At 63.5% G+C, this 12360-nt stretch carries 9 protein-coding genes; 5 read left to right on the top strand and 4 right to left on the bottom strand.

The window, feature by feature from the left end:
• The first annotated feature begins 210 nt into the window (after positions 1 to 210).
• From ACERI1_RS11235 to ACERI1_RS11220, 4 genes are all read left to right on the top strand, one after another.
• Positions 211 to 3315 carry a methyl-accepting chemotaxis protein gene (locus ACERI1_RS11235; RefSeq protein WP_373618252.1) on the top strand — a complete coding sequence of 1035 codons (3105 nt, stop codon included), beginning with the start codon at positions 211 to 213 and terminating at the stop codon, positions 3313 to 3315.
• Between the two features lie 123 nt (positions 3316 to 3438).
• Positions 3439 to 4317, top strand: coding sequence for a homoserine kinase (locus tag ACERI1_RS11230; RefSeq protein WP_373618251.1), 879 nt, complete (start codon positions 3439 to 3441; stop codon positions 4315 to 4317).
• Positions 4318 to 4394: 77 nt separating this feature from the next.
• A complete protein-coding gene (locus ACERI1_RS11225; protein WP_373618250.1) occupies positions 4395 to 4733 on the top strand; it encodes a hypothetical protein in 339 nt (112 codons plus the stop codon).
• Between the two features lie 116 nt (positions 4734 to 4849).
• The gene (locus ACERI1_RS11220; RefSeq protein WP_373618249.1) at positions 4850 to 6373 is read left to right on the top strand and encodes a hypothetical protein; all 1524 of its coding nucleotides are present in this window, start codon (positions 4850 to 4852) and stop codon (positions 6371 to 6373) included.
• A gap of 93 nt (positions 6374 to 6466) precedes the next feature.
• On the opposite strand, the gene pdxS is transcribed toward ACERI1_RS11220, so the two are convergent.
• On the bottom strand, positions 6467 to 7375 hold the full coding sequence (pdxS, locus tag ACERI1_RS11215; protein ID WP_373618248.1) for a pyridoxal 5'-phosphate synthase lyase subunit PdxS: 909 nt from the start codon (positions 7373 to 7375) through the stop codon (positions 6467 to 6469).
• A gap of 124 nt (positions 7376 to 7499) precedes the next feature.
• Positions 7500 to 8261 (bottom strand): acetoacetate decarboxylase family protein, encoded by a 762-nt coding sequence (locus ACERI1_RS11210; RefSeq protein WP_373618247.1) that lies wholly within the window; start codon positions 8259 to 8261, stop codon positions 7500 to 7502.
• A 99-nt stretch (positions 8262 to 8360) separates the two neighbouring features.
• Here ACERI1_RS11210 and ACERI1_RS11205 point away from each other — a divergent pair, with 99 nt between their 5' ends.
• On the top strand, positions 8361 to 9074 hold the full coding sequence (locus ACERI1_RS11205) for a DUF1405 domain-containing protein (protein ID WP_373618246.1): 714 nt from the start codon (positions 8361 to 8363) through the stop codon (positions 9072 to 9074).
• 9 nt (positions 9075 to 9083) lie between these two features.
• Here ACERI1_RS11205 and ACERI1_RS11200 read toward each other — a convergent pair whose 3' ends face one another.
• Entirely contained in the window at positions 9084 to 9449 is a 366-nt protein-coding gene (locus tag ACERI1_RS11200) for a hypothetical protein (RefSeq protein WP_373618245.1), read from the bottom strand.
• A gap of 203 nt (positions 9450 to 9652) precedes the next feature.
• On the bottom strand, positions 9653 to 12307 hold the full coding sequence (locus ACERI1_RS11195) for a valine--tRNA ligase (RefSeq protein ID WP_373618550.1): 2655 nt from the start codon (positions 12305 to 12307) through the stop codon (positions 9653 to 9655).
• Positions 12308 to 12360 lie beyond the last annotated feature (53 nt).

The following is a 12360-nucleotide window of genomic DNA, read 5'->3' as shown; positions in this document are numbered from 1 at the left end:
CGTGGGGAGTTTCCCGACCTCTGTCTCTATTTAGATTTTAGATCGGAAGTGCGTACAATAGCGACACCTTCGACATATTATTGTAATTTTCTGAAAATTGAAGCCCTAAACTGCGCCGTTCGACATATTCGTCTCTCACCGGTCCGATTATCACCTCCGATAACAGCGGATTATAATTTATGTACCGACGAAATAACGCATCTCTTATCTATGGATTTCGCTCGACGGCTAGTGCCGGCGGCTATCCGACGGAGGTACGCGGTCAAGTTCGGGATCGCGCTACTGATACTCGGATTGTCTGTCGGATTGATCGGCTACGTCGCAACTGCGGGGATCACCAACCAGATGGAAGATCGGGTCGAGACCGACCACGCCTCCGCTGCCGCACAGGAGGCCCAGAACCTGCAGCTGTGGGACCAACAGAACGAACATACGGTCGAGATGATCACCCGGTCTGACGTCGTTGCCAGCGACGATCCGGACGCGATCGAACAACAGTTCCTCAGCTGGGAGGAACATCTCGACGCTGATACGTTCGATATCTCGTACGTCGATACCAGTACCGGGACGGTAACTGCAAGCACCAACAGGGCGCTTCGCGACGCGCCAGCGGGCGAGATCGATAATGTCCCCGCTGCTGCGTACTCGAACGCCACCCAGACCGTTCCCTGGGTCTCGGACGCCTACCTCACTGAGGATGAATACGACCGAGAAACCGCCGTCATCACTTACGTCCAACTCTCCGCGGAAAACGAGAATCGTGCGATCGTGTATACCGTCGATCTCGAGGCCTATTCGGCCAAGCTTCGAGGCGGTGACGAGATTACGACGATGCTCCTCAACGGCGACAATGAGGTGATGCTCGATAACAAAGCATACGGCGAGGGTCACGAAACACTCGGACTCGAATACGGGGCTGACACCGAACTAATCGACCGCGCACGAACCGGTGGAGCAACCACCCGACGAATCGAGAGTTCGTCTTTGAACTTCGGAACCGATGCCTACAGTTTCGGGACTGACGGTTCCGACGAATACGTCACCAGCTCTGCGCGTGTCCTCGGTACCGACTGGGTCGTCGTGACCCACGAACCAGCCGATCAGGCCCTCGGGTTCGTCACGACGATCAACCAGTACGGGATCTACGCGACGATCCTCGGCGTCCTCATGATCGGCATGGTCGGTGCCGTCCTCGGTCGCAACACGGCTGTCTCGATCGACCGACTCACCGACAAAGCCGGCCAGATGGAGGAAGGGAACCTCGACGTCGATCTCGAGACCAAACGGATCGACAACATCGGTCGCCTCTACGACGGCTTCGATTCGATGCGCGACGCACTGCGCGAGCAGATCATGGAAGCCGAAACCGCACGTGAGGAGGCCGAACGCGAGCGCAAACGAGCCGAGGAGATCAACACCCACCTCGAGGACAAAGCCGCCGAGTACTGTGCGGTCATGGGCAAGGCCGCCGATGGAGACCTCACCGCCCGCGCGACGGCTGAAAGCGACAACGAGCAGATGCAACAGATCGGGGAGGACTTCAACGAGATGCTCGACGAGATCGAGGGGACCATCGCCGAGCTCAACCGGTTCGCGACCGACGTCGCGACCGCCTCCGAGCAGGTGACCGCCTCGAGCGAGGAGGTCCGCTCCGCCTCGCAACAGGTGACCGGCTCGGTCCAGGAGATTTCGGACGGTGCGGACCGTCAGAACGAGTCGCTGCAGTCGGTCAACCAGGAGATGGGCGGCCTCTCGACGACGACCGAGGAGATCGCCGCCTCCTCGAACGAGGTGGCCGATATCGCCGAACGGACCGTCAACACTGGCCAGGAAGGGCAGGAAGCCGCCCAGACGGCGATCTCCGCCATGGATGAGATCGAAACCGAGGCCGGCGACGCCGTCGACGAGATGCGCCGCCTCGAGGAAGAGGTCCAGCAGATCGACGAGCTGATCAACACGATCTCGGAGATCGCTCGCCAGACCAACATGCTGGCGCTGAACGCCAACATCGAGGCCTCTCGCTCTGCAAGCGGCAGCGACGACGAAGGGTTCTCCGTCGTCGCAAAGGAGGTCAAGGCCCTCTCCGAAGACGTTGCGCAAGCGGCCGACGAGGCGGAGGACCGACTCGAGGCGATTCGGGAACGCACCGAACAGTCCGCCGCCGAAGTCGAGGACACGAGCGCGGACATCGAAGACGCGACCGAACAGGTCCAGGACGCCGTCGAAGCGCTCGAGGAGATCGCCGATCTCGCCCAGGAGACCAATATCGGCGTCCAGGAGATCTCCGCAGCCACCGAAGAGCAGGCTGCCTCGACCCAGGAGGTCGTTGCAATGGTCGACAACGCGGCGACGATCTCCGAGGAGACCACCGCGGAAGCCGAGAACGTCGCCGCCGCAGCCGAACAGCAGACCACCGCACTCACGGAAGTCACCAACTCCGCCTCGAGCCTCTCGGAGCAGGCCGCACAGCTCTCCGAAGCACTCGACCGGTTCGATACCGACGTCGACCACGACGAGGAAGCCCTCGAGTCGACGTTCGACGTCGACGCGGAGCTGTCGGTGTCCGACACGTCGTTCGACATCGACGAGAGCGCCGGACCCGACGACCAATCCGGCGGCATCACGCTCGAGTCGGAGCTCGAATCCACCGAGGATGCGTCGGACGCGCTCGCGTTCGGTGACGAGACGGATACCACGCTCGAATCGACCGACGACACAGCCGCGTCCGAGCAGTCACCTGCGGAGCCACTCGAGGGGAGCTCGGATGGCGACGCTCTCGAGACCGCCCCATCCGAGGACGTCCTCGACACTGCGTCCCCAGGCGCCGACGCTGACGAGATCGGTGCCGAAGAGATCCTCGGACTTGACGCTGACGAGTCCGCCGACCGTGACGGCGATACCCTCGAGTCGACCGACGCTGCCGATCCGCTCGCGGACGACGCTGACACGCAGGCTGGCACCGACGACGCAGCCGACGAGTTCGAATCGACGGCTGACTCGAGTACCGACACTGACGACGCAGCCGCCCAGCCGCTTGGACCAGTTGACGACGAGCTCGGTGAGGACAACGAGACTACTGACGAGACGGCTGCACAGCCGCTTGGACCAGTTGACGACGAGCTCGGTGAGGGCGACGCGACTGCTGACGAGACGGCTGCACAACCGCTCGAGCCTATCGACGATGACCTCGACGGTGAGGACGCGACAGACGACAGCCCCGACGGCGACGACGTGTCGACCAACGACGAGGGCGAAGACGACACGAGCGAGAGCGACGACGTGTTCACGTTTGGGACGACCGACGACGACGAGTGATCGGCTCGAGCACCGGTAGCTGACCGCCGTCGACACACGGCGCGGCCTCGTGGTGCCGTCGATCTGCGCCTCGCGCCGTCTTCGTTCGCTACCTTTTTGACTGCCGTCTTGAAAGGAATCGGCATGCTCACCGTGCGGGCACCGGCGACGAGTGCGAACCTCGGGAGTGGCTTCGACGTCTTCGGCGTTGCTCTCGGGACGCCCGCCGACGTGATTCGGGTCGAGCGCGCCCCGGAAACGACGATTACGGTTACGGGAGCCGGCAGCGAGTATATCCCGGAAGACCCAGCCAAGAACACCGTTGGCGCGGTCGCCGAGGCGCTGGACGCCCCGGCACAAATCCGGATCGACAAAGGCGTCCGGCCCTCTTCGGGGCTTGGCTCGTCGGCCGCGAGCGCGGCTGCCGCCGCCGTTGCGCTCAACGCCCTCTACGATCGCGGTCGCTCGCGGGAGGAACTCGTCCCCATCGCCGCCGAGGGCGAAGCGCTCGTCTCCGGCGAGGCACACGCCGACAACGTCGCGCCTGCGCTACTCGGCGGGTTTACCGTCGTCACCGACGATGGCGTCACGCAGGTCGACGCTTCCGTCCCCGTCGTCGCGTGCCTCCCCGAAATATCCGTGTCGACGCGCGACGCGCGCGGCGTCGTCCCCGACTCGGCCCCACTTTCGAAGGTCGTCGACACCGTCGGCAACGCCGCCACGCTCACTGTTGGAATGACCCGAGACGATCCCGACCTCGTCGGGCGGGGGATGAACGACGCCATCGTCACGCCCGAGCGCACCAAACTCATCGATGGCTACGACCGGGTTCGCGAGGCCGCCCTCGAGGCAGGTGCGACCGGCGTGACCGTAAGCGGTGCTGGGCCGGGCGTGCTGGCAGTTTGTCACCGTCGTGACCAGCGGGCGATTGCCGCGGCAATGGTCGACGCCTTCGACGCGGTCGGCGTCGAAAGCCGGGCCTACCAGACGACCGTCGGCGACGGCGCACAGCTATATCGCTGACCTGTCGGTCGTCCCTGTTTTCCGTCGCAACCGCAATCCGTTCGTGATTGCGCCGTCAATGTGATTCAACCGACGATATGGATCGAGTAGTAACCGATGGCGTCCTTGCAGTGATTGCACTGGCGACGTTCGGCGGCGGCCTCCTCGCCGCGGGCGCGCCGCTGTCGGTCCCCTCGGTTGCGCTCGGTGGTCTGGGAACGCTCTTGTTCGAGGCGATCGCGTTCCGCCACAGTGAACTCGTCCGTCAGTATTGGGAGCGACCGACCGTCCAGGTCGGAACGCTCGTGGGCGCGTTCGTGATCGTCGGTGTCGGCATTGCCGTCGCACCGTCGCGGCTGCTCTCGGCGGGGATCGGTGCGCTGGTGACGTACCTGCTGGTTCTTTCGATCGCTCTCACGGTGATCGCTCGATCCTAACCCCCGTCGACGACCCGGCTATCCGCCGTAACAAGCCCCTACTCCCCGTTAGGTCGGCTGTTACGCTGCGTATCTCGATTGATAACTATCCGTGATAGTCAGGAATCGGTGCCCGTATGCGGTGGGTGCTTGACGCGCTACGGGCCGGGGAACAGCAGGGAGACGAATCAGCGGACCGGTCGGCGCGCCCACCGACGGATCGTCAGCGGGCACAGACACACCTTCTCGGCGTCGTATTGCTCGTCGGGATCGTTGTCGCAGGAATTGCCGTCGTGTTACTGTTCGGCGCGAGCGGCCTCGAGGCCTACGAGTCTGCTGCCGAGATCGAACACGCCGAACACTCGTTGCTCGAGTTCACCCACGATACCAAGACGACTGTTGCCACTGGACGTAGTCCGTCGGACGTGTCGCTCGGCCCGTTCGATCGCGGTCACGTCGCCATGCGGGACGAGGCTGGTCGTGTCACTATTACCCGCGACACCGACTCAGGAGGGACTGAAGTGTTGTACAACGAATCGCTCGGAACGCTGGCGTACGTCAACGGTGACACAGAAGTCGCCTATCAGGGCGGTGGTGTCTGGCGAACTGACGGTGTTGGGTCCACGACGGTCTCCGAACCCGGGATCGAGTATCGGAACGGAACGCTTACGTTCCCAATCGTGCGCCTCGACGGCAGTCGGGTCAGGGGGAATGCCGTCGATGGAACCGTCCGACGAGCGGCTACCCCGGAGCAGGTTGATCTCGACGGTCGGTCGAACCGAACACGGGCGGGCGTCGCGGTTCGGATTGCCATCGAGAGCGCGTACTGCAATGCGTGGGAACGGGAACTCACAGACTCGCTCGAGGGGAGCGTGACTGAGAGTTGTGAAGAGGGCAAGCCACAGCGCGTTCAAATCCAGCTGCTCACTCCGGAGAACGGCAGAAGCCTCGGCGGTGCCGTTATCGGCGAAACAGTCACGGCCAACCCCAGCGGAAACTCGGAGAAACACCTCATCGACGGGGACGTAAGAGCCGGCACCATCACCATCGACGACTCGATGGTCAACGGTACGATCTCTCACGAAAACTACGACTACCCGTCGGCAGACGAAGAAGTCGATCGTGCGCTCGAGGCATGCGACGAGTTCGGGACATTAAACGAAACTGTAACCCGGTCCGGGGTACACTGCGTCAAGGAAATTAACAACAGTCACCACTTCGATACGTCTACTGGAGATATAGACATCGTGGTCCGGGATTCGTTCGATCCGCCGTCCGGAAACGGCAACCTCAGTGTTACGGGCAGTAACGACCTCACGATCTACGCCGACACTGGCTTCGACGTTCAGGGAAACGCCGTGATTGGAAACCCCTCCAACGCCTCGCAGACACGACTGGTCTTCTCCTCAGACTCTGCCGTGCAGACGGCAAGCGGAACGCCGGAGATCAACGCGCTACTCTACGCACCGGAGTCGACCGTGACGCTCAACGGAAATCCGACGATCGTCGGAACCGTCGTTGGCGACGAGGTCAAACTCGGGAGCGCCGCCGTCGAGATTCAGGGTGATGGCAGTCTCACGACCCTCGAGTACATCCCCGGCGCTGGACCACGCGTTCCGTACGCGACGGTCACCGCATACGAGGCCGAACTCGGCGACTAAGGTCGTTGGTGCCACGCTGTTGCCTCACGGCATGCAAGCGAAAACAGCGGTAAGACGTCGCGTTCGAACGATCCGTCGTTCTCGGACGCCGAGTTAGACGCCGCGACCCTGCAGTTTCTCTTCCTCGGGCAGGTCGACGTTCGCGTCGCCTTTCATGCTCTTGCCGAGGTTCTTCGAGATCTCCGCGAGCGCCTCGGGGTCGTCCCAGTTGTTCGTTGCCTCGACGATCGCTTCGGCCATCTCCGGCGGGTTCTCCGCGCCGAAGATCCCGCTGCCCACGAAGATGCCGTCACACTCGTGGTGCATCATCAGCGCGGCGTCGGCTGGCGTCGCGATGCCACCTGCAGCGAAGTTCACGACCGGCAGCCGGCCCATCTCGGCAGTCTCGTGGACCAGGTCTGCGGGTGCCTCGATCTCGCGAGCGTAGGCCTCGCGTTCCTCGTGGCTCATGCCCTCGAGTTTGCGGATTGCGCCTTTGATCGTCCGCTGGTGGTGGACGGCCTGGTTGACGTCGCCGGTGCCGGCCTCGCCTTTGGTACGGATCATCGCCGCGCCCTCGTCGATCCGGCGCAGGGCTTCGCCGAGGTTGCGCGCGCCACAGACAAAGGGCGCGGTAAAGTCGCGCTTGTCGATGTGATAGGCGTCGTCCGCGGGCGTGAGGACCTCGCTTTCGTCGATCATGTCCACGCCGACGGCTTCCAGGATCTGGGCCTCCTTCGTGTGGCCGATCCGGGATTTGCCCATGACGGGGATCGAAACGGAGTTGACGATCTCCTCGACGTCTGCGGGGTCTGCCATCCGGGCGACGCCGCCGCGTTTGCGAATGTCCGCGGGGACGGCTTCCAGCGCCATCACGGCGACTGCGCCGGCTTCTTCGGCGATACGGGCCTGTTCGGGGTCGACGACGTCCATGATGACGCCGCCTTTCTGCATCCGTGCGAAACCGCGCTTGACGAGATCGGTTCCGCGTCGCAGTTCCTCGAGATCAGTGTTCTCGGCCATACTGCGCGGTTAGGAGCCACCGCACTTACGCGTGTTCTTTGGTGCCTGTCTGGCCGCAGCGTCCGAAATCGGCTACGAGATGCCCGCAGGAGCCAGTATCGCCCTCGTGATTCATCAAGTAGTATCACTCGGTCATCCTCTCACCCTCGAGTAGGCGCGCCCGAACGCGCGAGCCGTACAGCCGAGCGAGCGGTCGTCGCCACAGTCCCAGTTCCCGTGTCAGGTCCGGTGGAACCTCGAGGGTCGTGCCGACGGACGGGCCGATTCCGATCGCCGCGTCGCCCTGAATCTGGACCGGCGTCCGCAGAAGCGTCCCCGCTTTCGTCGTGTAGCTCGCCAGCGTCCAGTCGCGGTCTCGCACGCTGGCTTGCGGGCGAGAAACCTCAAGCCGGACGGTCTCACGGTTACCGTACCGCCCACCGGAGACGACGGCACGGACCCCGTTCGGTCCGTCAGTCACCGTCACGGCGGTTCGTTCCTTGGGGTACCCCCAGAGCTCGCGGCCAAGCGCGACCGCGGGCTCGGTCGTCACCGGCAGCCAGTGGACGTAGCCGCCGATCTCGCCATCTGCGAGCTGTGCGAGTGGAACGTTCGTTCGGCTTCCGTAGACCGCCGGGATGATGACTGCGAACTCGTCGTAGGGCTCGAGCCCCGTCGCGTCTCGCTCGCTGCGACCCACTCGGTGATACTGAATCCCGACGAGTGCGACACAGCCGATTCCGGGGGCGATCGCAAGCGACGAGAGTCCGTCCGGCAGGATCGCCTCGAGGCGACTCCGGCGGGCGGGAACGACGACGCCACCCATCGCGAGCGATAGCTCGAGTGGGAGGGTAACCGCGTGGCCGGTCGACAGCCGTGTTCGAGACCGTTGTTCGGCAGTGGTCATAGCCGACGGTACGAGCGGGGCGGTCGTAGTGATAGGGGTCACGACTGCAGGCAGCGATAACCGCTACTGTTTTGCAGGTCCCGTCCGTCGCGCTGGACAATGACTGTGCCGACCTCGAGTGGTCAGCTATCCGACCGCGAGCGCGACGACGGCGAGTCGCTCCCGTCGTATCTCACGCCGGTACCGACGACGCTCGAGGACCTGGGACTGCGGTTCGCGTGGCTTATCGTGGCGATCAACCTCGTGGGGACGGCCTTTGGCTTCTGGTACTACTCGGGGCAGTTCGCCGAAACGACGGCAGTGCTGTGGCCGTGGGTGCCCGACAGCCCGCTCGCGACGCTGTTTATCGCGCTGGCGATCGCTTGCTGGAAGCTGGGCCGCGAACAGCCATGGCTCACTGCACTCGCCTTTTTCGGGAACATCGTCCTCGGCCTGTGGACGCCCTACACGCTGCTTGCGTTCGCCGAGTCCTACACGTATCTCTCCCCGCTGATGTACAACTTCCTGTTCTGGAGCCACCTCGGGATGGTCGTGCAGGCGCTGGTCCTCTACCGGATCAGTGATTTTCCTGTCTGGGCCGTCGCCGTCGCCGCCGGCTGGTACTGGAGTAACCTGATCGTCGACTACTTCGTCCCTGTCGTCGGCGAACCCCACCACACGATCATCCCGGTCGCGCGTGACGCGGGCATGTTCCTCGAGGCCGACGCGCTGGGTGTCATCGCTGCTGGCGAGGTTTCGCTCGTGCTGCTCGCGCTGTTTCTCGCGCTCACGATCCGGGTGAAAAAGTGCGAGGCGGTCCGGAATCGGCCCTAACCGCTTGGGTCACTCCGCCAGCGACAGGTCGTCGTCGGTCGCAAGCTCGAGGTACGGATCCAGCGAGCGGGCCACAGCCTGCCGCTCGACTGTCCCGTCCTCGGCGTCGTATCGGAGGACTCCCGCATCGAGGAGTTCCCGGAGGTGGTTGTGGTGGAACTCGACGGTGAGCCGGTCGATCCGTTCGGGCGCCTGCTCGCCGCCACGGTGGGCGAGCCAGTCGATGAGTTCCTCGAGACTGACCGCTCCAACTTTCTGCGAGAGGTAGGACAGCGCGTACCGTCGATGGTCCTCGCATAACAGCTCGAAGATGACGGTCGGAGAGAGGCGGTCGTCAGTGTCCGTGCGGGTCGCGTTCGATGTATCTGTCTTCATGGTGCTCTGTACTCGGCTTACGCGGCGCGGCCAACCCGTCGGCTCGTCTCGACTTCAGCAGAGCACGACTCGAGATTGCCCGAGATAGTTATAGCCTTTCTGCTGGTGGGACGGAATTCAGACACCAACGAGATACAGTAAACGACCGTTCAGAAAGCGACCACGATGCGGACCGGATTCGTCTGCCAGTGGTGGCGACCGACTTACTCGAGGATGACGACCGCCGATTCGGTCTCGATCATCTCGCCCTCGCCGGAGTAGGTGCGCTCGAGTTCGACCTCGAATAAGTCGTCCTCGAGTTCTTCGCCGGCGACGCGCAGGACGTTTTCGTCGTCGTCGATCTCGTAGTCGCCGCTCTCGATGCCGGCGTCGATCTCGCCGACCTTCGAGCCGAACTTCGGCCCGAGCGTCGAGTAATCGAGATCGATTTTGGCGACCTCGGTCGTGATCTCCGGTTGCTCTTCGAGCACGGTGAGCTTCTGGACGTGCATCACGTTCTGGATGGCATCCTCGAAGCCCTCGACGGGGCCGTAGACCGACACCGACTCGAGGTCGGCGTTCAGCGGCAACTGGTTCTCGCTCTTGTAGCGACGCAGCGCGGAGATGACCTCCATGGCGGTCTCGCCGGCCTCTAAGTCGGCCTCGTGGCCCTGCGGTTCGGGCCAGTCGCGGACATGGATGCTGCTCGTCTCGAGGGCCGCGTCGTCGGCAACGTAGATCGCCTGCCAGATCTCCTCGGTCACGTGGGGCAGGAACGGCGCCCACAGCTCGAGGAAGGTTCGGTGTGCGGTTCGCAGCGCGTACTGCGTCGAGGGGTTGTCCTCGCGGGTCTTGGCGATCTCGAGGTAGTCGTCACAGAAGGTGTTCCAGAAGAACGTCCGCAGGCGGTCGCGGGCTTTCGCGAACTCGTAAGCCTCGAGATGGGCCGTCAGATCCTCGATGGCATCGTCGAGTTCTGCGAGCAGCCAGCGGTCGATGGCCTCGAGGTCGGCGGGCTCGTCGGGATCAGCGGGCGCGAGCGTGTCGACGAGCTTCGAGGCGTTCCAGAGCTTGCGCAGGAGTTTTTCGCCCGCCGTCAGATCCTTCTCCTGATACGGGAAGTCGTCGCCGACGGCGGCGCTGGCGGCCCAGAACCGGACGGCGTCGACGGGGTACTCCGCGAGCACCGCGTCGGGTTCGACGACGTTGCCACGCGACTTGGACATCTTCTCGCGGTTCTCGTCCAGAACGTGGCCGTTGATCATCGTCGCGTCGAAGGGCACCTCGCCAGTGTGCTCGTAGCACTTGACGATGGTGTGGAACAGCCAGAACGAGATGATGTCGTGGCCCTGCGGACGCAGGTCGAACGGGTAGAGTTCCGGGTTGTCCATCGTGAACTCCTCTGCCTCTGCATCCCAGTCCCAGCCGGCGTTGATCAGCGGGGTCAGCGAGGAGGTCGCCCACGTGTCGAAGACGTCCTCTTCGGGCTCGAACGCGTCGTGGCCACACTCCGGACACGCGTCGACCGGCGGCTCGTCCGAGAGCGGATCGACCGGCAGGTCCTCGCGCTCGGCCATGATTGGGTGGTCGCAGTCTTCACAGTACCAGACCGGGAACGGGATGCCCGAGTCGCGCTGGCGGGAGATCAGCCAGTCCCACTCGAGGCCCTCGATCCAGTGCTGGTAGCGAGTGAACATCTTCTCGGGGTACCAATCCATCTCCTGGCCGGCCTCGAGATACTCGTCTTTGTGATCTAAGATTTCGACGTACCACTGCTTGGAGACGCGGAACTCGACGGGCGTGTCACAGCGTTCGTGGACCTGCACGGCGTGGGTGATCGCCCAGCGGTCGCGTAGGGAGCCTTCGTCGTCTAGGTCCTCGACGATGGCCTCGCGGGCTTCCTCGGTGGACATGCCCTCGTAGTCGCCGGCGAGGTCGGTCATCGTCGCGGACTCGTCGATGGCCACGCGCAGCGGCAGGTCGTGGGCCTGGTACCACTCGATGTCGTTCTGGTCACCGAAGGTACAGCACATCACGACGCCGCTGCCTTTCTCCATGTCGACGCGCTCGTCTTCGATGATCGGCACTTCGTGGCCGAAGATCGGAATGCGAGCGGTTTCGTCGACGAGATCCTGATTCTCCTCGTCGTCGGGGTGGACGAACACCGAGACACATGCCGGCAGGAGTTCCGGACGGGTCGTCGAGATGACGAACTCATCGCGGGGAGCGTCCTCGCCGACGAGTTCGAATGCGATGTCGTTGAAGTGTGACCCCTTCTCCATGTCCTCCATCTCGACTTGCGAGATGGCTGTCTCACAGTCGGGACACCAGATCGCGGGCGCTTTCTTGCGGTACTCTCGCCCTTTCTCGTAGAGATCGAGGAACGAAAGCTGCGAGATGCGCTGGACGCGCGGCTCGATCGTCTTGTAGGTGTTGTTCCAGTCGATCGAGGTGCCGAGTGCCTGCATCTTCTCGGTGAACTCGGCCTCGTAGTCCTGACAGACCTCCCGACAGAGATTCTGGAACTCGCGGCGCTCGTAGTCCTGGTGGCGAATGTCCAGTTCCTTTTCGGTCAGCCGTTCGCTTGCGATCCCGTTGTCGTCGTAGCCAAAGGGAAAAAGCACGTCGCCGTCTGCCATCCGCTGAAACCGGGCGGCGAAGTCCTGGAGCGTCGAGCCATAGAGGTGGCCCATGTGCAGGCTGCCCGAGACCGTCGGTGGTGGCGTATCGATCGCATACACCGTGTTCGGGTCCTGCTTTTCGTCGCCATCGTAGGCGTAGACATCCGCGTCGACCCAGCGCTGTTGCCAGCGCGATTCGACGGCTTCGGGGTCGTAGCCACCCTCGAGGCTCGGCTCGTCCTGTTCGGCCGTGTCCATGCTCATGCTCTCACCGCCCGCCGTGGGCGTCGTCGGTGCGTCGTCGGAAACTG

This window comes from Natrinema sp. HArc-T2, from assembly GCF_041821085.1.
Lineage (GTDB): Archaea > Halobacteriota > Halobacteria > Halobacteriales > Natrialbaceae > Natrinema.
Note: the sequence above shows the minus strand (reverse complement) of the source record. Positions and strands in the feature narration are given on the sequence as shown.

Excerpts from the sequence above, each read along its gene's own strand:
- ACERI1_RS11235 (WP_373618252.1), top strand. The coding sequence starts at position 211 with ATGGATTTCGCTCGACGGCTAGTGCCGGCGGCTATCCGACGGAGGTAC.
- ACERI1_RS11230 (WP_373618251.1), top strand. The coding sequence starts at position 3,439 with ATGCTCACCGTGCGGGCACCGGCGACGAGTGCGAACCTCGGGAGTGGC.
- ACERI1_RS11225 (WP_373618250.1), top strand. The coding sequence starts at position 4,395 with ATGGATCGAGTAGTAACCGATGGCGTCCTTGCAGTGATTGCACTGGCG.
- ACERI1_RS11220 (WP_373618249.1), top strand. The coding sequence starts at position 4,850 with ATGCGGTGGGTGCTTGACGCGCTACGGGCCGGGGAACAGCAGGGAGAC.
- pdxS (WP_373618248.1), bottom strand. The coding sequence starts at position 7,375 with ATGGCCGAGAACACTGATCTCGAGGAACTGCGACGCGGAACCGATCTC.
- ACERI1_RS11210 (WP_373618247.1), bottom strand. The coding sequence starts at position 8,261 with ATGACCACTGCCGAACAACGGTCTCGAACACGGCTGTCGACCGGCCAC.
- ACERI1_RS11205 (WP_373618246.1), top strand. The coding sequence starts at position 8,361 with ATGACTGTGCCGACCTCGAGTGGTCAGCTATCCGACCGCGAGCGCGAC.
- ACERI1_RS11200 (WP_373618245.1), bottom strand. The coding sequence starts at position 9,449 with ATGAAGACAGATACATCGAACGCGACCCGCACGGACACTGACGACCGC.
- ACERI1_RS11195 (WP_373618550.1), bottom strand. The coding sequence starts at position 12,307 with ATGGACACGGCCGAACAGGACGAGCCGAGCCTCGAGGGTGGCTACGAC.